Here is a 24,695-nt window from a genome sequence, read left to right as displayed (position 1 = left end):
GCCAGGTTCTCAGCCAAGGCCGGAAGTGTCCAGAAAAGTATGCCGCCCGCGAAGAGACGCGGCACGAACATCTTGCCGAGTTGCGGGCGCTCTACGGATTCCGTACCTTCTCCGGACGTGGCTCACGCGAACTAAAGGACTGGCTGTTTCGGGAAGCCGAGATGGCGGTGTCGAACGAGGATATCGCCCGCCGCTTCGTGGCTGAGTGCCGACGCACCCGCATGGTTCTTCCTGCAACATCGACGATCGAGCGGCTTTGCGCCAAGGCCCTGGTCGATGCTGAGCGGCGGATCGAGACGAGGATCGCCAGCCGGCTGTCCGTGGCCATCCGGGAGCAGTTGCTGTCATTGCTCGAGGAGACGGCTGACGACCGGGTGTCTCGCTTCGTGTGGTTGCGCCAATTCGAGCCTGGGTCGAACTCTTTGTCGGCTAACCGGCTGCTCGACCGGCTCGAATACCTGCAACGTATCGATTTCTCCGAGGATCTGCTGGCCGGTGTTCCTGCTCATCGCGTGACACGTCTGCGTAGGCAGGGCGAACGGTACTATGCAGATGGCATGCGCGATCTTCCGCAAGACAGACGGCTTGCTATTCTGGCCGTTTGCGCGTCGGAATGGCAGGCGATGCTCGCCGACGCCGTGGTCGAAACCCACGACCGGATCGTCGGCAGGCTCTACCGTGCATCAGAGCGCATTTGCCAGGCGAAGGTCGCCGACGAGGCGAACGTGGTGCGCGACACCTTGAAATCCTTCGCCGAAATTGGCGGAGCCCTGGTCGATGCACAGGACGACGGCCAGCCGCTGGACGACGTCATTGCGCGTGGATCGGGTTGGGACGGTTTCAAAACTCTTGTTGCAATGGCAACACGACTGACCGCCACCATGGCGGACGATCCGCTCAATCATGTGCTCGATGGCTATCACCGTTTCCGCCGGTACGCTCCTCGCATGTTGCGCCTGCTCGATCTGCGGGCTGCGCCAGTCGCGCTGCCGCTTCTGGAAGCGGTGACGGCCCTGCGCGCCGGTGTGAATGATGCCGCGCGTATCGGCTTCCTTCGGCCTAGCTCGAAATGGCATCGTCATCTTCGTGCCCAGGCGATTGGCGACACCCGCCTCTGGGAGATCGCGGTGCTGTTCCATCTGCGCGATACGTTCCGCTCCGGGGATGTCTGGCTGGCCAGATCCCGGCGCTATGGCGATCTGAAACATGCACTCGTCCCGGCGCAAGCCGTTGCGGAAAGCGGTCGACTCGCCGTGCCATTGCGGCCGGAAGAATGGCTGGCGGACCGCCAAGCTCGTCTCGATATCCGGTTGCGCGAGCTTGGCCGTGCGGCACGCACGGGTACGATTCCCGGCGGTTCGATCGAAAACGGCGTTCTGCATATCGAGAAGCTCGAAGCCGCCGTGCCGACCGGCGCCGAAGATCTGGTACTCGATCTCTACAAGCAGATCCCGCCCACGCGCATCACCGATCTCTTGCTGGAGGTGGATGCAGTGACCGGCTTCACCGAAGCGTTCACGCATCTGCGCACTGGAGCGCCCTGCGCCGACCGGATCGGGCTGATGAACGTCATCCTTGCGGAAGGGATCAACCTCGGCCTACGCAAGATGGCCGACGCGACGAACACACACACCTTCTGGGAACTGATCCGCATTGGACGGTGGCATGTCGAGGGCGAAGCCTACGACCGGGCGCTGGCCATGGTGGTCGAGGCGCAAGCAGTGCTACCAATGGCCCAGTTTTGGGGCATGGGCAGCTCGGCCTCGAGCGACGGCCAGTTCTTCTCCGCCACGGAACAAGGCGAGGCCATGAACCTGGTCAACGCGAAATACGGCAATACCCCGGGCCTGAAGGCTTATACCCACGTCTCCGACCAATATGCGCCGTTCGCGACCCAGGTGATCCCTGCGACGGCGAGCGAAGCTCCTTACATCCTCGACGGCCTGCTTATGAACGATGCCGGCCGCCATATCCGCGAGCAGTTCGCTGATACGGGCGGCTTCACCGATCACGTCTTTGCCGCATGCGCCATTCTCGGCTATCGGTTCGCTCCGCGCATTCGCGATCTGCCGTCCAAACGGCTCTATGCATTCAATCCCATGGCCGCCCCGGCCCACCTGCGGGCCATGATCGGCGGAAAAATCAATCAGGTCATGATCGAGCGCAACTGGCTCGATATCCTGCGCATCGCTGCCACCATCGCGGCCGGAAGCATCGCGCCAAGCCAGATCCTGCGCAAACTTGCCTCCTATCCGAGGCAGAACGAACTGGCCACGGCTTTGCGGGAGGTCGGCCGCGTCGAGCGGACCCTGTTCATGATCGACTGGATTCTGGATGCCGAGCTGCAACGCCGTGCCCAGATCGGGCTCAACAAGGGCGAGGCCCATCACGCGCTGAAACGAGCCATCAGCTTCCACCGGCGCGGCGAAATCCGCGACCGTTCCGCCGAAGGCCAGCATTACAGGATCGCCGGCATGAACCTGCTAGCCGCCATCATCATCTTCTGGAACACCATGAAGCTGAGCGAAGTCGTTGCCAGTCACAAACGCGAGGGAAAACTGCTATCGCCCGATCTCTTGGCCCACGTCTCTCCGCTCGGATGGGAGCACATCAATCTCACCGGAGAATATCGCTGGCCAAAGCCTTAACGTAGGATTTCGCCCCCTCCCGCAAACGACCCCATATGCCCGGCCATGGCGTAAGGCTGCCCCCCATTGTCAATTCCACCACCCGCCCGGATGCCTGTGGCGAGGAGGCAATCGAGTAAAGCCGCGGCTGCATGCGCCGGAACAGGCCCGCTATGTCCTGCGCCGTGACCGACAGCACTACATCGTTCAGCAGGTGGGGCAGGAAACCCGGCGCACAACCACCCAGTGCCTCCAGCATGGCCGGGTTGGGGCGGCTCAGGTCAAGGTGGCGCGTAAGGGCTTCGCGCAGCCCCACCGTTCCGCAGCCGCGCAGCACGATGGGCGTCTCTTCCGGCAGGCGCAGCGCGCGCAGGGCCGCCTGCACATGGACCGCCGGGTTGCTGGGCCATATGCCCAGCGCATCGCCGGGGAACCAGTTCAGTTCCGTTCCGCTTACATCCAGGCCGATACGCCGCGTATCCCTGTCACACCCTGCAGCGCACAGCCGCTCGTTGATGGACAAGCGGGCCATGACCGGGGCCTCCCGCGTGCCGGAAACCGGGGGCGATGGTGCTTCCACCAGTGCGGACGAGGCAACCTTTCCACCGGTTGCGACCTGCGCAAGGGCCGTAAGCATGGTTGTCCGCCACGTCTCGACCGTATCCTTGAAATCCGGCTCGCAGTCCACGCGTTCCACGAATGGCGTTGCCCCCAGTTCCCGCAGGCGTCCGTCCAGCGCACGGCCGAAGCCGCAGAAACTGGCATACGAGGAATCTCCCAGTGCCAGCACGGCAAATATCAGGCCGGGCATGGGGGCCTGGCGTTCACGCAGCATGTCCCAGAACGGAGCGGCGCAGTCTGGCGGGTCCCCGTCACCGAAGGTGGATACCACGAACAGCGCCGGACCCGCGGCGGTGGTGTTTACATCAAATGCATCAAGGCATTTTCCTTCCGCCGCGTGGCCGGCTTCGCGCAGCCAGCCAACGATCGTGGCCGCCAGTCCTTCCGCCCGCCCGGTCTGAGATGCCCACCATACGCTGATACCCGGCGTGGCGGCCGCAGGCGCCGGCATGGTCCCGCCGCCTTCACCCGGCTGCATGCGGCTGTACAAGCCTGCAAGAATACCGCTGATGCGCGCGCGCGCCTGTGCCGGCAGAGGTGCCGATGCGGGCAGCACGGGTACCTCGCCCACGCCCGGCGGGGCCATTTCCAGCCCGTCAAGGAACCCGGACAGCCATGCCCGTCCCTCCTCGGGCAGGGTTGCGGCAACGGACTGGTCCGGCCGCTCCAGACCGAGATGGCTGGCAAGGGCGCGCAGCATCATGGCGGACTCTCCTTTCCTGACTGGTTCCACATCATCGGCGGCCGGGCCTGCGGCCTGTTCTACCCGTTCCAGCGCCACCGCGCAGAGTTTGAAACCGGGTTGCAGCGAAATCGGGTCAACAGCATCCGGTGTAATGGAATTGACCGTCAGGTCCGGCCCGAAACGGTCATTCCAGTGGAACGGGGCAAAGCAGGTGCCGGGCCGTACCCGCGCGGAGATCTGGACCGGCAGGACAATCTGCCCCCGCCGTGACGTGATCCTTACGCGATCGTCCTGCGTCAGGCCAAGCGCATGGGCATCGGGCGGGGCAATTTCTACAAAGGGGCCGGGATTCAGGCGGTTCAGGCTGTCCACGCGGCCGGTCTTGGTCAGCGTATGCCACTGGTGCTGCAGCCTGCCGCTGTTCAGCACGAAGGGGAATTCCTCATCCGGCCATTCATCCGGCCGCATCCACGGACGGGCAAAAAAGACGCCCTTCCCGTCCGGCGTGGCAAAGACCGGGCCGGTGCCGTCGGAGCAAAGGTAACGGATCGGGTGCCGGGCCTGCGTGTCGCCTGCGGGCGCGGGCCATTGCACCGGCCCTTCGCGCAGCCGTACGTGGCTGACGCCTGCAATGTCATAGCCGGTTTTCGGGTTGCCGAACCGGCTGGCCTCGGCAAACACGTCGGCGGCAGAGGTGAAGGCAAAATCTTTCTCATACCCCATGGCACGCGCCACGCGGGCAATGATGTCCCAGTCCGGCAGCGCATCGCCCGGCGGCGGCACGGCCTTGCGGGCCAGTGTCATGGTACGGTCGGAATTGACCTGCACGCCGTCCCCTTCGGCCCACAGGGCAGCGGGCAGCACGATATCGGCAAAGCGTGTCGTCTCGCTATCCGCGAAGGCATCCTGCACGATCACGCATTCGGCCGCCTCCAGCGCCCGGACAACATGGCGGCGATTGGCGACGGTGGCAACGGGATTGGTACAGATGACCCAGCATGCCCGGATCTCACCGCGTTCCATCGCCTCGAACATGGCAATCACGCCATTGCCCCCGGTTTCGCGCAGGGTGCCGGGGGGGAGCGACCACTGTTCTTCGGTAAAGGCACGGTCGGCTGCTACCAGCGTGCTGCGCTGTCCCGGCAGGCCCGGCCCCATGTAGCCCATCTCGCGCCCGCCCATGGCGTTGGGCTGCCCAGTCAGCGAGAACGGCCCGCTGCCGGGGCGGCAGATGGCACCGGTGGCAAGGTGAAGGTTGCACAGGGCGTTGGTGTTCCAGGTGCCGGCAATGCTCTGGTTCAGGCCCATGGTCCACAGGCTCATCCACTCCCCGGCCTCCGCAATCCAGCGCGCGGCGGTCAGGATGTCCTCGACCGGCAGGCCGGTGATTTCAGCCACGGTCTGGGGGGCATATTCATCCAGGAAGGGTTCCATCGCCTCCCATCCTGTCGTGCTCCGGGCAATGAAGTCCCTGTCGATCGCATCGTTTTTTACCAACAGATGCAGCAGGCCATTGAGCAGCGCCAGATCCGTGCCGGGACGGATGGGCAGGTACAGATCGGCCTTTTCCGCCGTGGCCGTCCGGCGTGGGTCAACCACGATCAGCCGTGCACCCGCCCGCTTGCGGTCCATCAACCGCAGGAACAGGATCGGGTGGCAGTCAGCCATGTTGGCGCCAATGACGAAAAACAGGTCGGTGCAGTCGAAATCCTCATAGCTGCCCGGTGGCGCATCGGCACCAAGCGACAGCTTGTAGCCGGTGCCCGCGGCGGCCATGCACAGGCGGGAATTGGATTCAATATGCTGGCTGCGGACAAAGCCCTTGGCCAGCTTGTTGATCAGGTACTGTGCTTCCAGCGACATCTGCCCCGATACGTAAAAGGCAATGGCGTCGGGTCCATGCTCGTCAAGGATGGCGCGCAGCCGTTCCGCCGTGGCGTCGATAGCTTGCTGCATGCCCACAGATACGGCCTGTTCCCCGCGCCGGGGGCGGATGGCGGCATGGCGCAGGCGCTGGTCGGACAGGAGCGGCCGGTCGCACGAACTGCCCTTGGTGCACAGGCGGCCGCCATTTGCCGGGTGCGCGCCATCGCCCCGCACTTTTGCAATACGGCCGTTCTCCACCTCCAGTATGACCCCACAGCCCACCCCGCAATAGGGGCAGACCGTGCGGATGTCCTCCCGCGCCATGGGATCAGGCCGGAATGGGTTCCGGCGTGGCTGTAGCCGTCCGGGCCCGGATCGCCACTTTCCCGTTTTCCACGCGGGCGTCCCATGTCCGCAGCCGGACGGCGGGATCTTCCAGGCACTGTCCGTCCTCCAGACGGAAATGCTGTTTGTAGAGCGGGGAGGCCACCACCACCTGTCCCTTCAGGTCGCCCATGATGCCGCGCCCGATTACATTGGCGTTTGAAAACGGATCATGGTTGTCGATCGCATAGACCCGGGCAGGCGCGCCCTGCGTTGCAGGCAGGTAGAACAGGGCAATCTGGCTTCCGTCATGCCAGGCTACGACACCTGATTTTGCCACCAGGTCATTAAGTCCGCACAGTTCGGTCCAGTCATGCGGGCCGGGTGATGCTACGGTTTCGGGCAGGTTTTCGGCTGGACGGACCTGATCGCGCTCGGGAATGGTGCGGATGTTCGGGTCGGGGCGGCTGTCATTGACGAAGGTGCGGAACCGCTTGAGTTTTTCACGGTCCGTCAGCGCGTCGCGCCACTCGCAGTGATAGTGGTCCACCACCATCTGCATCTGCCGTTCCAGTTCCGCGCAGATGCCAAGGCTGTCGTTGATGATGACATCCTTGAGGTAATCCAGCCCGCCTTCAAGATTTTCACGCCAGACCGAGGTACGCTGCAGCTTGTCCGCTGTCCGGATATAGAACATCAGGAAACGGTCGATGTATTTCACCAGCGTCTGTGCATCGAGATCAGTCGCGAACAGTTCCGCATGGCGCGGGCGCATGCCGCCATTGCCGCAAACGTAAAGATTCCACCCATTCTCGGTTGCGATCACCCCCACATCCTTGCTCTGTGCCTCGGCACATTCGCGGGTGCAGCCGGACACGGCGAATTTGAGCTTGTGCGGCGAACGCAGGCCCTTGTAACGGTTTTCCAGATCCAGCGCCTTGCCCACACTGTCCTGCACGCCATAGCGGCACCATGTGCTGCCAACACAGGACTTTACGGTCCGGGTGGACTTGCCATAGGCCTGCCCGGTCTCGAAGCCTGCTTCCAGCAGTTCAGCCCAGATATCAGGCAACTGGTCCAGTTGCGCACCGAACAGATCGATACGCTGACCGCCAGTGATCTTGGTATAGAGACCGTATTTCTTTGCTACCTGGCCCAGGACAATCAGCTTGTCCGGTGTGATCTCACCGCCCGCAATGCGGGGTACGACCGAATAGGTGCCGTTTTTCTGCATGTTGGCCATGAACGTGTCGTTCGTGTCCTGCAGCGGAATATAGAGCGGGTCCGTAATCGGCCTGTTCCAGGCTGATGCCAGGATGGAACCGACAGCGGGCTTGCAGATATCGCAGCCCAGCCCACCGTTGCCGTATTGCGCCATCAGGTCTTCAAAAGTCTGGATCCCGTGCACGCGGACAAGGGAATATAGTTCCTGCCGCGTGTAGGAAAAATGTTCGCACAGGCTGTGGTCCACCGCAATGCCGCGCGCTTCGAGTTCGGTCTCGAACACGTTCTTGAGCAGGCCCGAACACCCGCCGCAGCCGGTACTGGCCTTTGTGGACTGCTTCAGGGCGGCAATATCCGTACAGCCGCCTTCAATGGCGGTGCAGATCGCCCCTTTCGTCACGTTGTGGCACGAGCAGATCATGGCCGTATCGGGCAGCGCGTCAGCGCCCAGCAGGTCCGCTCCCTCCCCACGCGGCAGGATCAGGGCCGCCGGGTCTGCCGGGGGTTTGATGGCGTTCTGTACATATTGCACGATCGTATCGTAATAGGCGTTATCCCCCACCAGCACGGCCCCGATCACACGACTGCCATCATCCGAGAGCACAAGGCGGCGGTAGGACCCATCCACTTCCCCGATGAAGCGGTAGCTCCGACTACCCGGTGTCGCGCCATGCGCATCGCCAATCGAGCCGACATCCACACCCAGCAGCTTGAGCTTGGTGGACATGTCCGCACCGGTAAAGGCGGCTTCTTCCCCCGCTAGGGTGGATGCGAGCGTGCGCGCCATGGTGTAGCCCGGTGCCACCAGTCCGAACACCTGTCCGTTCCAGCACGCGCATTCCCCGATCGCGTAGATTGCCGGGTCGGATGTACGGCATTGCCCGTCTATCACGACACCGCCGCGCGAACCGATGGCAAGCCCGCAGTCACGCGCCAGCCTGTCCTGTGCGCGAATGCCGGCGGAAAAGACCACCAGATCGGTTTCAAGAAACGTACCATCGGCAAAGACAAGGCGGTGACGATGTGTCTCGCCCGCGGTGATCTGCTGCGTGGCATGGGATGTAAGCACTTCGATCCCCAGTGCCTCGATCCGCTGCTTCAGGGCCTGACCACCATCATCATCAAGCTGCACGGGCATGAGGCGCGGCGCGAATTCCACAACGGCCGTGGACAGGCCCAGCCCCGACAGCGCATTGGCGGCCTCCAGTCCCAGCAGGCCGCCGCCAATGACCACGCCGTGCGACGCGCCATCTGCTGCGGCCCGGATCATGTCAAGGTCATCCAGCGTGCGATAGACCAGCCCCGCTGTGCCCGTATTGCCTGGAACCGGCGGCACGAACGGCGTGGAACCAGTGGCAAGGATCAGCGTGTCGTAGGGCAGCGGGCCTTCGGCGCTTTCCACCATCCGGGCCGCGCGGTCGATGCGGGTCACCCTGACGCCACGGTGCAGGGTCAGGCCGTGATGGGTATGGAAATCATCCACATGCAGGCGCAGCGCCAGCGCGTCGCGTCCGCTCATATATTCGGTCAGGTGCACACGGTCATAGGCATCGTGAAGTTCGTCACCAAAAATGTGAATCCCGCAGTCCTCATGCAGACCATGCGCCACAAGCTGTTCGGCACAGTAATGGCCAACCATACCGTTGCCGATGATGACGATGTTTCGCGTTCCGGTCATGTTCGTTTCCCCTGTCGTACAATCGGCTGTCAGAATTTGAATTCCATGGTCTGCATGTAGAATGCCCCGTCCTTCGCCCCCGCACGGTGCATCCCCTGCGATGCGACGAAGCCTGCGATATCGTGCGTCCATGTCCAGTGGGGCGCGAAATTCCACGCAAGCTGTGTCTGGGGCGTGGTGCCGATAAAGCCGCCCGAAAGGCCGTTACACCAGCTATAGATCTTGCCGGTGCCATATACACTGCATCCTGCGTGCTTTCGCGCCAGAAAACGGGGACATGCAGCTTGAGATGCAGGTTTGGCAGCGGGGCTGCCGTAATGACCGGCCCGATGCCGACTAGGTTCTGCGATGTCAGGGCCAGTGTCACGTCATTATAATACGGCAGCGGGAAATAGGGAGTGGCAAACGTGCCGACCGCGCCATCCTGACTATGGTAGGACCCGCCTGAAAACAGATCGCCCTGCAATGCGATGGACGGTTTTGCCTTCAGGCTTTTTGCCGTCCATCCCAATGTCCCGTTAACGGCATAGGCGCGCACTGCGCGTGTTGCGCCCCCGCTGGCGGGACGGAATTCGCCGCCCTGGAACACGCCCGTCAGGCTGATATCGAAGGGGCCGACATTCCCCCACACGCGTGCACCGATATTGTCGCGGCGGGTCGATCCGGCCTGCGTGCCCGTTGTGGTGGCCAGCGCCGCCGATGCACCGTTGAACAGGTAGCCAATGAAGAACACATCAGCAAAAACCTGGCTTTTCTGCCCCATGACCGAAAACTTCGGCAGCGCCGTGGACGTATAAATCCCATACATCCGGGCGTTGTAGTTCGTGCCGTCGGCGAATACGTTACGCGGCAGCTTGCTGGTCTGCATGAAATCGAACAGGTCCAGCCGGAAGGATTTCCACACCGCGTAGCCACGGAATCCATCCCACGACTGCTGGGCATTGGTCAGGTCGCGCGCAGACTGCATGGTAACGGGAGCATCGAGAAAGATCTGGCGACCGCCGATCACGCCCATCCGTGCCCCCAGCATCCTGCCCTTTACCTCCAGAATGCCCTGCTGGAGATCAAGCCGTTCGCGCTGCACCCCGGTCTGGTAACCATAATAGTTCGATCCCCCCGCTTCGCCCCACAGGAACTCGGCATAGGCGCGGACATGTTCACCCAGGTGCAGGTCGGCGCCATACTGGCTGCGCAGCAGCACGCGGCTGGCATTGGTCTTGCCGGCGGTCCCCATCTGCGGCTGGTTTTCAAAGGCATAGCGTAGCCGTTCCTCCCCATTGATGGACAGCCAGATATCGCCTTTATCTGTCAGGGGAATGTATTTCAGGCGGTTGAACCAGTCATTGCGGCGCTGTTCAGGGGGTGTATTGACAATATCGCTCCAGTCCTCGGCCCAGCGCGCCTGGCCAAAACCACCCACGGTGCCGAACCCGGCGGCGGCTCCCTTGCCTGCGTTGAAGACACCCCAGTCAGGGCTGTGTGGCAGGGCCAGGCGGTGGATGGCCGCCTTTTCAGGCGGACGGGACGCAGTTGGCAGGATACCGGTTGCCGTGACACCCGCGGCGGGCGGAGTATCGGCATGGGCCGCATGCCCGGTAAACAGGCTGGCAAGAACGGTGGTAAAGCCGACCGTAAGCGAAGCGGGCCGGAGCACGTCGGAAATACAGGTCACGGGATACGTTCCTGATCTGATTTTATGAAGAGGCGGCCGCATCGGCTTCAGCCGACATCCGGGGGCGTTCAGCCGCCCAGCGGCGGCGGCACACGCCAACACAGGCAAACGCCACCAGCGCAACCCCGGCAAAGCCCAGGAAGCCGGGACCGTAAGAACCCGTGGCCTGACGCGCGGCCCCCAGCGATGACGCCAGATAGAACCCGCCTACCCCGCCGCTCATGCCCACCAGCCCGGTCAGGATACCAACCCGGCTGGGAAAACGCATGGGCACCAGTTGAAACACCGCGCCATTGCCCAGACCCAGCACGAGCATGCCCAGGAAAAAGGCCGGGAAAGCCAGCCAGATCGTGGGCAGGCCAAAGCCGATCACGGCAAAGATGGCGACCGCAAGCGCGAACAGGATGCTCAGGGCACGCTCGCCCCCGATCCGGTCGGCCAAGGCACCCCCCAGCGGACGCACGAAAGACCCGACAAACACGACCAGCGCCGTGCAGCTTCCGGCCATGGCGGGCGGCAGACCATACTGGTCATTGAAATAGATGGTCAGGAACGAGGCAAGCCCCACAAAACCGCCGAATGTCACGCCATAAAAGAACATCAGCAGCCAGCAGTCGCCGCTGCGCAGGACGGGCAGCCACGTTACCAGGCCGCCACTGGAGCGGCGCTGCGGCGGTTCACTGGCCAGCAATACAAAGGCGACCAGCACGGCGGTCAGCGGCAGCGTTGCCAGTCCCAGCACATTGACCCAGCCATAAAGCACGGCCAGGCCAGGTGCAAACAGCGAGGCAAGCGCCGTGCCGGAATTGCCGGCCCCGGCAATTCCCAGCGCCGTGCCCTGATATTGTGGCGGATACCATGCGGAGGCCAGCGGCAGCGCAATCGCGAACGACGCCCCGGCGACGCCCAGCACAAGTGCAACCCCGAACAGTGCGCCATAGCTGTGTGGCGCGATCAGCCATGTCAGGAACAGCCCGGCGATGACAAGAATCTGGGCGCCAATCGCGACCCGTCGCGGCCCGAAATGATCGACCAGCGCGCCGGCGAGTACACGCAAAAGCGCACCTGCCAGAACCGGGGTCGCGACCAGCAGGCCCTTCTGACCGGCATTCAGATGCAGGTCGTGAGCAATCGAAATGCCCAGCGGGCCAAGCAGGACCCACACCATGAACGAGACATCGAAATACAGGAACGCCGCAAGAAGGGTACGCGGGTTTCCGGCTTTGAGGAATCCTGTGTCCACGTCATCGCATCCAGTCCCCATCCATCAGGTGTGACGGAGACGCCTTTATTCAGGCACGGAGACCATCGTTGGCCGTCCGGGTGTCGTCGTGATCGTTTGTGCCATTTTCACGTCGTTCACCGCCATTGATGAACGCGTCTTTCAGGAAACCTGTCTGGTATTTAATTGCACGCGGAACAATGCGATGTCAAAACATTTTTCTCATGTTGTCATGGCAGAATCATATGAGCCAAAGCCGCCGTCCCAGAAAATATACCTGCCGAACCGCGCAATTTCGAGACATTGCATAAAAAGATCGTGGCAGGGGATCGCCGTGACCAGCGAGACGGTTTTTGCGTAGATACCACTTGCACGATCGCCCGATCGTTAGAGCGTGCATTCCGGGAGCGCTTCGCCACCGCTCAAGTATCTGATCGAACACCCACGCCACCACGCAGGTTATGCGGACGGCATCAGGCCATCAACCTGTAAGCAGGCTTCATGCTGCTGAGTGGGAAACGGATGGAGCATGTTCCCGATACGCTGGGCACTGGAGCACCGCGTACGAGATTATGCAGATGTTTTCGGACCACCCAACAAAACGACCCATGCATAAAAGGTATGCGTGGCCATAAGGGTATAAAATATTGACATCTTTAAAGACATCCAGAAAGATTTCCTAAATATATATCTTTAAGAAAGATCGGAAAAAATGGCGTCACCTCTGGATGACAAGACCCGCAGCATCATCAAGGCCTGCGTGCCCGCGCTGGAAGCACATGGTCTGGCGATAACGACGGAAATGTATCGCCGCCTGCTGGCCAATCCGGACATTCGTGACCTGTTCAACATTTCGCACCAGAAGGATGGAGAGCAGCCAAAGGCGCTGGCGCTTGCAGTGCTGGCCTATGCCCGCAATATCGACAACCTTGGTGCCATGGCCGGTGCGGTCGAACGCATTGCGGAAAAGCATGTCGGGCTGAACATCCTGCCCGAGCACTATCCTTATGTTGCCGATGCCCTGCTGGGCGCCATCGCCCATGTTCTGGGGGATGCGGCAACCCCCGAGATCATGGATGCATGGGGCAAGGCCTACTGGTTCCTGGCCGAAATCCTGATCGGGCGGGAAGAACAGATTTACGTGGCCCATGCCGCGGCCCCCGGTGGCTGGGTTGGCTGGCGTCCCTTCCATGTCAGTCGCCGCACGGTGGAAAGCGAGACCGTTACCTCTTTCGAACTGGTACCCGTCGATGGCAAACCCATCATGCGCCATGTGCCGGGACAGTATCTCAGCTTCCGCCTAGATGTGCCGGGATACGGGTCGGAACGGCGAAATTACAGCATTTCCTCCGCACCCGGTTCCCGGTCCTACCGCATCAGCGTCCGCCGCATCGATAATGGCGTGGTATCCGACTGGCTGCATGACAGCGTGCATGAAGGCACGGTACTGCAGGTATCCGCGCCAGCGGGTGATTTCACGCTGGGCAACCCGGCCCCCGCACCCATCGTATTTCTCAGCGCAGGGTCTGGCCTGACGCCCTTCATTTCCATGCTGGGCGCGCTGGATACGGACGCGGCCAGAGGCGTGCGTTACATCCACACCACCCGCACGCCCGCAACGGAAGCCTTTGGCCCCTATATCCGTGACCTTGCAGCAAAGGACATGCTGCACGCCGATCTGTTCTACAGCCGCGCTACACCGCAGGCAGCACAGGACGCCACAGGCGTCACCACCCACGCAGGCCGCATGACACCAGCATGGCTTACGCACGAAATCGACCGGTCCGCGAGCTATTATATCTGCGGTCCCGACAGCTTCATGCGTGATGCCATCGCCACGCTGAAGGCGGGTGGCGTGCCCGAAAGCCAGATCCGTTTCGAATTCTTCGGTTCCGCGGCGGATGCGGTACTGGTCGGGTAAGCATGGCACACACCATCCATGTCAGGCGGGTTTATGACCCGCCTGCACCCGATGATGGCAGTCGTGTGCTGGTAGACAGGCTGTGGCCCCGCGGGGTCAGCAGGCAGCGCGCCGACCTGACCCTATGGCTGAAGGACATTGCCCCCAGCACTGACCTGCGACAATGGTTCGGCCATGACCCGGCCCGGTGGAACGGGTTTCAGCAACGCTACAGCGCGGAACTTCTGGCCAATCCCCTGCCGGTTCAGCAATTGCTGGACATGGCACGCGCCGGTCCGCTTACCCTATTGTATGGCGCGCGTGACAAGCAGCATAACGAGGCAGTTGTGCTGGCCGCCTACCTGCGTCGCCTGCTGGATCACGCGGCCTGAATGATCCCACCATTTCCTGTGTCAGCACGGCAGAAGGCATATATCATGGCATCACATGATGGCAGAGGAACCAAAGCCTTGAGCGCACCTGGGCAGATCATCAAAATTCTGAAGGAACTGCTGACAAAAAAACTTGTAACGCCCGATTTACGATAGGACGCTGTGGCCTGGACGATCCAGGAGAAGGATTACTTGCAGCGGTGCGCGGTCGACTTCGCGTATTAGCTGTGGAAAGACGTCTATTGGCTATCGGTACCTGCATATCCTGTCCAGTCGGGAAGGAATGTCGGTCTGCAAGCATGGCGGCCGGAAATAAGCGCTGGGTACGCACTCGCCGGTGATACTGCCCGACAAGCTACGCGAGCGTCGGAGCTTGGCTTCCGTCTCGGACGTATTGAACAACAGATGGTGCTTCCGGGTGCTGACGGTAATGGGCAATTACACGCGCGAATGTCTGACACTGGTGGCGGATACGTCGTTGCCAGGTGAGTGGCTGATCTGAGGACTTAACCGGATTGGGAACCATCATGAAGGTCATGTCGGTGAAACGGCTGCGGATAACCGGCTGTTTGTGGAAGCCGTGCTGTATCGCTACCGCGCTGGCATTTCGTGGCGTGACCTGCCAGCGCGGTTCGGGGATTGGAAGAATGTGCACAGACGTCTGCGCCGCTGGTGCGAAAGAGAAACCGACGCTATCCACGAAAAGTCAACGTTCAGTTTTACAAAAACAGAAACATCATTGAACGGTTCTTCGCCAGACTGAAGCAGTTCAGAAGCAGTGCAACTCGTCTCCGCCATCATCGGAATTAACTGACCACACGTCCTAATCGACAGGAATGTCCCAACCTCGGACTATCGCGGTTCGCCTGACAATGTCGGCTTTCGGGACGTCGTCCCAACTGCCCGGATCCCGAGATAACAGCGGAAGCGGACATCAAATGTCAGCAATAATCTTATGGAAGTTGATGCTTCCGCAGCCAAATGGCGAATTCTGTCTCATCGATTTTTCTTTCGACCAGAGCGACCATGCACTCCACCACGTCCGGAGCGGTGATGGCGACGTTCTGGCCGTTCACTTTGAGAAACAACACACAGCAGGCCCAGCCAGTCCGTTTGTTGGCGTCATTGAACGGGTGGTTGCCCGCAATGCCGAAGGCATAGGCGGCGGCGATGTCAAACAGATCGACAGGGACCGGATCCGCGTAGTGATAACGGTTCAACGGTCGGTCTAGCGCGCTATGCAGCAAATCCACACTTTTGATTCCCTGCGCGCCGCCATATTCGCGCAAGGCGCAATCATGCAGAAACTGAGGTGGTCCCGTCCGTTCGGACAGTTTTGCGGGCTTGATAAGCTATACCCGGTTGTTGTTATGCCGCCCTTCTGACGGCGTTGCTGTTGGCCATCTGGTCCGGGGTTAACCCCGGACCAGATGGCGTCGGCACGTCATGATACGCCTCATCGGGCGTTCGTCCAGCCAGCGCCGTATGCGGACGCCTTTCGTTATAATGGGCGATCCATCTGCCAAGCCCGGCCCTCAGCTCTGATCCGGTCTCGAACGCGTACAGGTAGACGCATTCGTATTTCAGCGACCGCCACAGACGCTCGATGAACACGTTGTCCAGCCAGCGACCGCGCCCATCCATGCTGATGCGGATCTGACGCTCTTCCAGTATCCCGCTGAAACGGGGTGTCGTAAATTGCGACCCCTGGTCAGTATTGAAAATGTCCGGGGCGCCATAGCGCATGAGGGCATCCTGTAGCGCCTCGATACAGAACTCCACGTCCATCGTGTTCGACAGACGCCAGGACAGGACCTTGCGCGTGAACCAGTCCATGATCGCCACGAGATAGAGAAATCCCCGTTTCATGGGAATATATGTGATATCGGAACACCAGACCTGGTCAGGCCGATTGATGACCAGATCCCGTAGCAGATATGGATATTTCCGATGCTCCGGATGGGGCACGGTCGTGCGCGGCTTCTGGTAGATCGCCCGCAGGCCCATGATCGCCATGAGCCGCCGGACCCGCTTGCGGCCCACTTCATGTCCCTGGCGGCGCAGATGCCATGTCATCTGCCGTGAGCCATAATACGGCGTTTCCAGGAACTGGGCGTCGATCAGCCGCATCAGCTCCAGATTGGCTTCGCTCTGTGGCACAGGCCGATAGTAGACGCCCGACCGGTTGAGTTGCAGCAGCGTGCATTGCCGGATTATCGGCAGGCATGCTCTCTTCGGGTCAATCATCTGCCGCCTCTGATCACGCCCAACCGAGCAGAGGCATCGCGTAAAAAATCCCGTTCCACGAGAAGTTCGCCTATCTTCGCGTGCAGTTTCTCCACGTCAGCTGGGCTGACCGGGGGCTCAGCCACCGTCTTCCCGGAAAAGGTCGCCGCCATCCCCTCGATCGCCTGCCGTTTCCACTGGGCGATCATCGTCTGATGTACCCCATGTTTCGAAGCCAGTTCCGCCAGCGTCAGTTCCCCACGGATCGCCTCCAGCGCAACCCGTGACTTGAACTCTGCCGCATACCTCTTCCGCGTAACCTTGCCCATAAAACCCGTCCTCGTTCAGGCCAGATGATAGCTTATCGCCCTGTCCGAAAAATGGGGACCACCTCTGACCGCACACGATCACACGTCAATATGGGTCAGAAAACTCTTGCATAACGGACGGCAACCACAGAAGAAATCCGGGCTCATCGAAGGTTAGAAGTAAGATATGGCCGGTTCAGGGATGAATGTCTCAACGAAACGTTGCTCACGTCCCTGATGCATGCCCGCCAGATTCTGGCTGACTGGCGGGCAGACTACAATACGGTGCGCCCCCACATCCCCAACTGGATGGCAAACACCGGACCCGGTCGCCAGACAAGGGTCTCAAGGGCATGGCAGAACGGCATGATAATCTGGATAATGAAACCAGACGGAACTCACCAGATGTATGAATGATCTACGTAGCAGTCCCGTAGATTTTGAGGATGAATCTCCTGTAGCTTCCCGGTATGGGTTCTGAGCAGGGGCGTAAGAAAAAATGGTATATGCCCCGTTCCTGTCTCACAGTCTGGACCTTCTCTGCCGTGACCATTTTGCCGACATTGTCATACCATGGTGCAGATCAGGCTGACTGCCAGTCCGTTCCGGGCCGAAATCGCGCCAGACGAGCCCGTCGGCTTCGTCGTCTGGCGCGTGTCAGGACCCTGAAATGGCAAAGAACACTCATGTATTGCTCGGGGGCTGTGCTGATCGGGATTATTTCCGTGATCTTTGCCCATCTGGGGGATGCGGCGGCCGATCTGCGTTACCACATCGTCGCCCTGAATGCCTGGTCCATGCTTCTGATTGCACCGCTTGGACTGGTCGCCATTACCTGGTTGACGCGCGTGCTGTTCAATGGTGCCCAAGGCTCGGGTATCCCCCAGACAATTGCAACATTGCATATGCATAATTTCATGCTGGTGGACCGAATCCTGACATTGCGCATTGCGCTCGGCAAGATCCTGATGACATGCCTCGGTCTGATCTGCGGCGCCTCAATCGGTCGTGAAGGACCCAGCGTCCAGATCGGGGCGTCCATCATGCATGCGTTCTCGCGGGCCATGGGTCAGCATAATGACGTCACCCGACACGGTATGATCCTGGCGGGCGGAGCCGCCGGCATGGCTGCGGCCTTCAACACGCCCCTGGCCGGAGTTGTATTCGCCATTGAGGAACTCGCCCATTCCTTTGAACAGAAATCGTCAGGACGGACACTGACCGTCATCATCTTTTCCGGGATCACCGCGATTGCCCTGCTGGGGAATTATACCTATTTCGGTCGCACCAGTGCCTCCATCCCGGTTGGTGTCGCATGGTTGGCCGTTCTGGTGTGTGGTGTAAGCGGTGGGCTGGCAGGTGGCCTTTTTGCCCGCCTTGTCATCAGGCTGTCAAAAGGATTGCCTGGATCACTTCGTCCGTTTGCAGCACGTTTCCCTCTCGGGTTTGCTGCTCTATGCGGTCTGCTTCTGGCCCTGATCGGACTGGCATCCGATGGTGCAACCTATGGTACGGGCTATCTCCAGGCGCGGGGGATCGTGGATGGCAGCCTCCATTATCCCGCGTCCTTCTTTCTCCTGAAGTACCTTTCCATGCTCATCACCTTCTGTTCGGGGATACCCGGGGGCATGTTTGCACCATCTCTTGCCATTGGCGCCGGAATGGGCGGATGGATCGAGCAGTTCCTGCCCCATACATCTCCAGGCGCGGTCGTTCTGCTTGGGATGGCGGCATATTTCTGTGGCGTTGCCCAGTCCCCCCTCACGGCGACGATTATCGTAATGGAAGTATGCGATAACCAGCAGGTCACGCTGGCGCTTCTCGCGACTGCGTTTCTGGCGTTCGGGGTCTCGCGCACGGTCTGCCCGCATCCGCTTTATTCCGCCCTCGCCGCGGGGTTCATGGAGAAGACGGAACGGAAGGCAGGTCAGGAAAAAACACTTTCAAGGCAGGAAACTGATCCCTCCTGAACCGGGACCCGGGTTGCTGATGCAGTATTCCGAGCCAGAGAACCGTCAGTCAACGAAAGAAGACACGATGCTGCAGCAGGTGCCGAACCGGAAACCACAACCGGAACAGACCGGGAGTTCCTGCAGTCTGGTTTTCCTGGCGTCAGCGTCAATCCTGATCGGACTTGCGACCGGTGCAATCTGTGGGGTCTTCCGCCTGTTTCTTAAAGGGCTGGAAACCGCGCGAACGGATCTGGCTCTCCGGTTTCTGCATGGTTCTCCGTGGGAGGGTTGCTTTCTGGTCGTGGGGGTTGCCCTGGCGGCCCTTGTCGCAGTGGAAATGGTGCGCCGTTTTGCGCCGCTGGCATCAGGCAGCGGTATTCCCCATGTCGAGGCCGTGCTGTCGGGCGTCGCGGTCCCAGCGCCATGGGTGCTCATCCCGGTCAAGTTCATTGGTGGTCTGCTGGCGATTGGAGGTGGACTGGCCCTAGGACGCGAAGGGCCAAGCGTGCAGATGGGTGCCGCGACAGCCAATACGATCGGACGACTGCTCTCTCTGCGGCAGGCGGACTGTCGCGCTCTCCTCGCCGCTGGCGCAGGAGCCGGTCTTGCAACGGCCTTCAATGCGCCGGCTGCAGGTGCCGTTTTTGTCCTGGAAGAACTGGTGGGACGGTTTGAAGCCAGAATGGTGTGTGCGGCACTCGGGGCGTCCATTTCAGCCATTCTGATCAGTCGTGGCATCCTGGGCGGCCAGCCTGATTTCATCGTGTTCCATCAGGTCCCGCCTGAAGCGATCGCGAAGCAGCTATTCTTTGTCATGACCGGTCTCATGACCGGTCTGCTGGCGGTTGGATATAACCGGACAATTCTTTCAGCACTGCGCCTTGCCGACCGTCTGCCTGTCAGCATACCCGTCAGGGCCGTTCTGATTGGTGGTCTGGCTGGACTTGTTGTGTGGCTTGATCCCCATCTGGCAGGTGGAGGGGACTGGATTACCCAGGCAGCGATAAATAATACGATAAGCTGGTGTATTATCCCTGCCCTGTTCGTTTTCCGGTTGATCTTCGGTGCGATTTCCTATGCTGCCGCAACACCAGGAGGACTATTTGCACCCATGCTTGCCCTGGGGGCACTGTCCGGATTGGCCTGCAGCTTTGTGGCGCAGATACTGAGCCCGGATACAGCGCTGGCGACCACGCCATTTGTGATTGTCGGCATGGCCTCCATGTTTGCGGGATCCGTTCGATCGCCCTTGACGGGCATTATCCTCGTCATGGAAATGACCCGATCGTCCGATCTTGTATTGCCGCTTCTGTCTGGAAGCTTCGCGGCAATGGTAGTGGCAGGAGCGCTCGGCGATACACCGATCTACGAGGCGCTGAGGCTCAGGGCAGCAACCGGAAGACGCTGAAATTATCACCTTTTGGAATACCTGTTTCATAAGGAATCATTCAGACCGGGGATGCGGATGACGGATAGAGCCTGCGGGCGACCCGTTCCATGGTCAATCCCTGCACGATAATGGTGAACACTACCACGCCGTAACAGACAGGCAGCAGCAGATTGCGCAATTCACCGGGTGGCAGTCCAAGCGCCAGCGAAACCGAGATGCCGCCACGCAGGCCGCCCCAGGTCAGGATACCCAGAACACGGCCACGCTCCCATTGCCGGAGATGAACCGGGAGGGTGGAAAACAGCACGCTCAATGCCCGCACGGCAATGGACAGCGGGATCACGGCAAGCGTTGCCAGCACCGTAAACAGATGCGGCGTGATCTCCAGTATTTCAAAGCCGATAAGCATGAACAGCAGGACATTCAGCACTTCGTCAATCAGGGTCCAGGCGATATCGAGTTCCTTACGGGACGCTTCATCGAAAACGGAATGGCTATAGCTTGTTCCGAAACACAATCCGGCCACGACGACAGCAATCGCGCCTGACATGCCAAGGTGGTTGGCAATGCTGAAGGTTCCGGTCGCCAGGGCCAGTGACGTCAGCAGATCGATATGCGGATCCCGCTGCCCCTTGAGCACACGAAGCGCAATCCACCCCGTCAGTGCGCCCAGCAGGCCGCCACCAAGCGCCTCGCGGCAGAAGCTGAGGGCAATCCCGGAGGCGGCTACGCCCTGACTGTCTCCGGTCGCCAGTCCGATCGTCACACCGAAAATGACGACCCCGACGCCGTCATTGAACAGGCTCTCGCCCGCGAAAATGGCCTGAAGCGGCCCCGGCAGCCCCAGACGCTTTAACATCCCACGACCGAAACCGGATCAGTAGGTGCGAGAATGGCGCCGAGCACGATGCACCATGTAAGGGAACAGCGTGGCCCAACAGCGGAAAAACACTCCAGGCCGCGCCCGCCAGAAAGGCCACGGCCAGAACAGTCCCGAGAATGGACAGGGCTGTCACGGACATCAGTTTCGCACGCAGGTGTCCGACATCAACCTGCATGGCTCCGGCAAAGAGAAGAAGTGACAGCGCACCATTCAGAAGCGCCGCGGGTAGGTTGATGACCCCCAGCACAGACCGCGGCAGGGCCTGAAGATCATAGGCCGGGATCAGCAGGTTCAGAACCATGACCAGCAGGGAAGTCAGCAACGAGAAGATCAGAACGCCGATCGTCACGGGAACGCGAAGCGTGTGGTGATTGAGAATGCTAAAGGCAGCGGCAAGCATGAGAAGCAGGGCGATCAGGCTGATGGTATCCATGGTATGATCGCTGGCCTTTCTGGCGTTTCGCGTCAAGAAAAACCGGTGCTCTCTTTTATAGACCGGGATCTGCCAGAAGGACGGATATTCACAAAGGTTACCGGTTCTGGCATCCCGAGCGGAATGCCCGCCATCACTGATCCGCCCTAGCCTGAGCGCATTGGTAACGACGGTGACGGAAGACAGCGCCATGGCGGCACCTGCGATCATCGGCGATAGCAACAGTCCGAATACCGGGTAGAGGACGCCTGCCGCAACCGGAATGCCGATCCCGTTGAACAGAAACGAGAAGGCAAGGTTCTGCCGGATATTGCGCATGATCGCGTGCGCCAGTTTTCGGGCGCGGACCAGCGCACCCAGGCTGCCATGGCCAGTGTGATGCCTGCGCTCTCGATGGCGACGTCAGTTCCTGTTCCCATGGCGATACCTACGGAAGCCGCCGCGAGGGCCGGCGCGTCGTTCACGCCGTCTCCCGTCATCGCCACATGGCGGCCGACACTCTCCAACTGTCTGATGATATCGGCCTTGTCCTGGGGCTTCAGCCCGGCGTGTACCTCTGCAATGTTCCCGGCAGCCTGTGCCACAGCTCTTGCAGTCGTCTCGTTATCGCCAGTCAGCATGACGATGCGCATCCCGTCATCATGCAGCGCCGCTAACGCAGCTTTCGTGTCTTCCCGCAGCGGATCGGCCACGGCAATCGTCCCCGCTGCTTTCCCGTCTATCGCAACAAACATGACCCCCGCGCCGGACTGACGATATCGCGTTGCATCTGCCTCCAGCGGAGCGGATCTGCCCCGGCCTGCTTGAGCCTTTCGGCATTGCCAATCACCACCTGACGGCCATCTGCTGTGCCGCTGACGCCGAGGCCGGGCTGTGAGCCGAAATCGCTGATCTGCCCCAGCGTGCCATGGCGCTCCTTCAGTGCCCGGACCACTGCCTGGGCCAGCGGATGCTGGGACTGCGCTTCGATTGAGGCCGCCAGGCGCAGCACATCGTCCTCCTGCCACGCTGGCGCAACGTCGAGGGCGATCAACCGGGGATGTCCTTCCGTGAGCGTGCCGGTCTTGTCCACCACCAGGGTGTCCACCTTGTCCAGTGCCTGCAGGGCCTCGGCATTGCGCACCAGAACGCCCTCACGCGCGCCGCGCCCGGTGCCAACCATGATGGACATCGCGTGGCCAGTCCCAACGCGCAGGGAAGGCGATGATCAAAACGGATATGGCATTGAGCAGGGCATGGCCGAAGCGCGGCGCGGGACCGACAAAATACCACACGACGAAAGTCACGAGGGATATACCCAACACCAGCGGGACGAACCAGTCCGACACGCGGTCGGCGATGCTCTGGATCGGCGCACGACTATGCTGTGCTGTGGCAACCATTGCCACGATGCGGGCAAGCATGGTGTCGCTGCCGACCGCCCGTGCCTCGATTTCCAGGCTGCCAGTGCCGTTAATGGTGCCACCCGTCACCGCATCGCCCGGTTTCTTCACCACGGGCGCAGGCTCGCCGGTGATCATCGCTTCATCCACACTGGACGCGCCGTTCAGCACCATGCCATCAACAGGACAGATTCACCGGCCGAACGCGGAGACGGTCGCCTGTCGCGATATCTTCGACCGCAACATCGTTTTCCTGCCCGTCAGCGCCAATGCGATGCGCCTGTTTCGCGTGAATCCAATAGCGGCGGATCGCGTTGCCGGTTGCGGCGCGAGCGCGCAGTTCCAGGACCTGCCCAACCAGCACGAGTGCCACCACCACGCCCGCGCCTCATAATAGACCGGAAGGCTGCCGTCAGGCATCCGGAAGGTCGCGGGGAAGGCGTCGGGAAGATCGTTGCCACGAGGCTGTAGCCAAAGGCCGCACCCACGCCGAACATGATCAGGGTGAACTGTTGAAATGGCCGGTGCGTAGTGAGGCGAGACCGCGCTGAAAGAACGGTAACCCGGCCCAGCAGACGGCAGGCAGCGTGAGCGCGAGTTGCACCCATGGCGACAGCACAGGCGGCACAAGATGCAGACCGACATCGCCTCCCATGGCGATGAGCATGAGCGGAATGGCAAGCACCCCGGCCACGATCAGGCGGCGCGTAAAATCCCTGAGTTCGGGATTTTCCTCATTGTGCCCGGTCGGATCCTCCGGCTCCAGCGCCATGCCACAGAGCGGGCAGTCTCCGGAGTGATCCTGCCGGATCTGCGGATGCATGGGACAGGTCCAGATTGTGTGGTTTCCGGCAAGAGAGGGCATTTCGTTCGTGGACGTATGATGGTCATGGCCGGTATTGCTGCCCGATTTCTGACCATGTTCCATTGCTGGCATCGCCGGAGCATTACCAGTTTTCTCTGCAGGTTCCAGCGCCATGCCGCACTTAGGGCATTTTCCCGGATGCGTTTCCCTGATTTCCGGGTGCATCGGACAGGTCCACGCCGTCTGGCCTGCCAGGGACTGGTCATGGGTAATGGACGCCTCGTCCGCCACGAAAGCTGCGGGGTCTGCCCCGAATTTCCGCTGGCAGTGTTCACTACAAAAATAATAATCGTGTCCATTCATGCAGCGTGTGAAATTTTGCTGTCACAGTATTCACACTCATGCCACAGACCGGATCATGTACGTCCTGGGCACCATCATCTGCCGATCATCCTGTCTGGTATCCGTCATGCGTGTTGCCCCGATGGAAGCGGCTGAATTTCAGACTGCGATGGAACAGGCATTGAACCATGTCACAGCACAGACAATGAAACGACCACTTTGTCGAGACAGTTGCCCGCATACCGGTGATCCCCCAAAAGAGCATACATTCAGCGATACATGATCGTCAGCAGGCATTGACCTACGTCGCTGTTACAATCAGTGTCTGGAATGAACGTAATCTTAGCTTCTGGACTGATGACCGACCTTATTCGAGACCTCATTCTTCGCTGGCGGGACGATCCGGCAGCAACCTATCAGAGCTGGTTTTTATGGGACGAGCGTATCAAGAACTTTCGCTCCATCCGCAGGGGGCTGCAGCAGGTTGTCACCGGATTGCCGCTGGTACGTTCGGGGTCGCCTATCGTGGCTCCTCACTGGAAACAGTTGTTCATTCGATTGCGGAGCAGCGTCAGATTTTCAAGGGGGCAGATCATGCGTTCCTTTGGAAGCCGAAGCTACGAATTCCAGATATCTACGAGAATCCCGTCAACCAGAAAGCGTTCGGTCAGCTTCTCGATACCTGTCTGTGCTGCAATACTGAAGAGCACGTGGTTTCGGCCATTCATGCGATTGATGCTCGCAAGATAAAGGGACTGGGACC

General features: G+C 60.7%; 10 protein-coding genes and 7 pseudogenes. 9 read left to right on the top strand and 8 right to left on the bottom strand.

Annotated features, from left to right (window positions below):
* Positions 1-20 precede the first annotated feature (20 nt).
* Positions 21-2,648: pseudogene (locus tag S101446_RS15935) on the top strand (Tn3 family transposase); the annotation flags it as partial.
* Here S101446_RS15935 and S101446_RS15930 read toward each other — a convergent pair.
* The 4 genes and pseudogenes from S101446_RS15930 to S101446_RS15915 all read right to left on the bottom strand — a co-directional run bounded on the left by S101446_RS15930 (position 2,617) and on the right by S101446_RS15915 (position 11,940).
* Positions 2,617-6,123, bottom strand: coding sequence for a molybdopterin-dependent oxidoreductase (locus tag S101446_RS15930; protein ID WP_244184668.1), 3,507 nt, complete (start codon positions 6,121-6,123; stop codon positions 2,617-2,619). The pseudogene S101446_RS15935 and the gene S101446_RS15930 sit on opposite strands and share 32 nt — an antisense overlap.
* 4 nt (positions 6,124-6,127) lie before the next feature.
* The gene (gene nirB / locus S101446_RS15925) at positions 6,128-9,025 is read right to left on the bottom strand and encodes a nitrite reductase large subunit NirB (protein WP_087608913.1); all 2,898 of its coding nucleotides are present in this window, start codon (positions 9,023-9,025) and stop codon (positions 6,128-6,130) included.
* A 29-nt stretch (positions 9,026-9,054) separates the two neighbouring features.
* A pseudogene (locus S101446_RS15920) lies at positions 9,055-10,697 on the bottom strand (alginate export family protein).
* 22 nt (positions 10,698-10,719) lie between these two features.
* Positions 10,720-11,940, bottom strand: a complete 1,221-nt coding sequence (locus tag S101446_RS15915) for a nitrate/nitrite transporter (RefSeq protein WP_087609057.1) — start codon at positions 11,938-11,940, stop codon at positions 10,720-10,722.
* Between the two features lie 691 nt (positions 11,941-12,631).
* Between S101446_RS15915 and hmpA the strand changes: the two genes are divergently transcribed.
* From hmpA to S101446_RS18795, 4 genes and pseudogenes are all read left to right on the top strand, one after another.
* Positions 12,632-13,840, top strand: a complete 1,209-nt coding sequence (hmpA, locus tag S101446_RS15905) for an NO-inducible flavohemoprotein (RefSeq protein ID WP_087608911.1) — start codon at positions 12,632-12,634, stop codon at positions 13,838-13,840.
* Positions 13,841-13,842: 2 nt separating this feature from the next.
* Positions 13,843-14,211: a DUF488 domain-containing protein gene (locus S101446_RS15900; protein ID WP_087608910.1), complete on the top strand. Its 369-nt coding sequence runs from the start codon at positions 13,843-13,845 to the stop codon at positions 14,209-14,211.
* A gap of 532 nt (positions 14,212-14,743) precedes the next feature.
* A pseudogene (locus tag S101446_RS15895) lies at positions 14,744-14,890 on the top strand (transposase); the annotation flags it as partial.
* Positions 14,884-15,021: a transposase gene (locus S101446_RS18795; protein WP_408884649.1), complete on the top strand. Its 138-nt coding sequence runs from the start codon at positions 14,884-14,886 to the stop codon at positions 15,019-15,021. The pseudogene S101446_RS15895 and the gene S101446_RS18795, both read left to right, overlap by 7 nt.
* Positions 15,022-15,164: 143 nt before the next feature.
* Here the strand turns inward: S101446_RS18795 and S101446_RS15890 are convergent, their stop codons facing one another.
* Positions 15,165-15,500, bottom strand: coding sequence for a type II toxin-antitoxin system death-on-curing family toxin (locus S101446_RS15890; protein WP_244184667.1), 336 nt, complete (start codon positions 15,498-15,500; stop codon positions 15,165-15,167).
* Positions 15,501-15,579: 79 nt separating this feature from the next.
* Positions 15,580-16,766, bottom strand: a protein-coding gene (locus S101446_RS15885; protein WP_118963845.1) for an IS3 family transposase whose coding sequence is annotated in 2 segments (ribosomal slippage) — positions 15,580-16,508 and positions 16,508-16,766 — 1,188 coding nt in all. Because the reading frame shifts where the segments join, the coding sequence is not laid out codon by codon here.
* A gap of 168 nt (positions 16,767-16,934) precedes the next feature.
* Between S101446_RS15885 and S101446_RS18790 the strand changes: the two are divergent.
* From S101446_RS18790 to S101446_RS15865, 3 genes and pseudogenes are all read left to right on the top strand, one after another.
* A pseudogene (locus S101446_RS18790) lies at positions 16,935-17,042 on the top strand (integrase core domain-containing protein); the annotation flags it as partial.
* A gap of 389 nt (positions 17,043-17,431) precedes the next feature.
* Positions 17,432-18,715 (top strand): chloride channel protein, encoded by a 1,284-nt coding sequence (locus S101446_RS15870; protein ID WP_019092385.1) that lies wholly within the window; start codon positions 17,432-17,434, stop codon positions 18,713-18,715.
* Between the two features lie 19 nt (positions 18,716-18,734).
* The gene (locus S101446_RS15865) at positions 18,735-20,105 is read left to right on the top strand and encodes a ClC family H(+)/Cl(-) exchange transporter (protein ID WP_087609056.1); all 1,371 of its coding nucleotides are present in this window, start codon (positions 18,735-18,737) and stop codon (positions 20,103-20,105) included.
* A gap of 40 nt (positions 20,106-20,145) precedes the next feature.
* On the opposite strand, the pseudogene S101446_RS15860 reads toward S101446_RS15865, so the two are convergent.
* Together S101446_RS15860 and S101446_RS15855 are read right to left on the bottom strand one after the other, a co-directional pair.
* A pseudogene (locus S101446_RS15860) lies at positions 20,146-21,403 on the bottom strand (cation:proton antiporter).
* 138 nt (positions 21,404-21,541) lie between these two features.
* Positions 21,542-23,815, bottom strand: a pseudogene (locus S101446_RS15855) (copper-transporting P-type ATPase); the annotation flags it as partial.
* A gap of 474 nt (positions 23,816-24,289) precedes the next feature.
* Between S101446_RS15855 and S101446_RS15850 the strand changes: the two are divergent.
* Positions 24,290-24,695: pseudogene (locus S101446_RS15850) on the top strand (type II restriction endonuclease); the annotation flags it as partial.

The organism is Komagataeibacter europaeus, from assembly GCF_002173515.1.
GTDB lineage: Bacteria > Pseudomonadota > Alphaproteobacteria > Acetobacterales > Acetobacteraceae > Komagataeibacter > Komagataeibacter europaeus.
The sequence above is the reverse complement of the archived record's forward strand: the minus strand, read 5'-3'. Positions and strand labels throughout refer to the sequence as shown.

Coding starts and splice junctions, on each gene's coding strand:
- S101446_RS15870 (WP_019092385.1), top strand. CDS start 17,432: ATGTATTGCTCGGGGGCTGTGCTGATCGGGATTATTTCCGTGATCTTT.
- S101446_RS15865 (WP_087609056.1), top strand. CDS start 18,735: ATGCAGTATTCCGAGCCAGAGAACCGTCAGTCAACGAAAGAAGACACG.
- nirB (WP_087608913.1), bottom strand. CDS start 9,025: ATGACCGGAACGCGAAACATCGTCATCATCGGCAACGGTATGGTTGGC.
- S101446_RS15900 (WP_087608910.1), top strand. CDS start 13,843: ATGGCACACACCATCCATGTCAGGCGGGTTTATGACCCGCCTGCACCC.
- hmpA (WP_087608911.1), top strand. CDS start 12,632: ATGGCGTCACCTCTGGATGACAAGACCCGCAGCATCATCAAGGCCTGC.
- S101446_RS15930 (WP_244184668.1), bottom strand. CDS start 6,123: ATGGCGCGGGAGGACATCCGCACGGTCTGCCCCTATTGCGGGGTGGGC.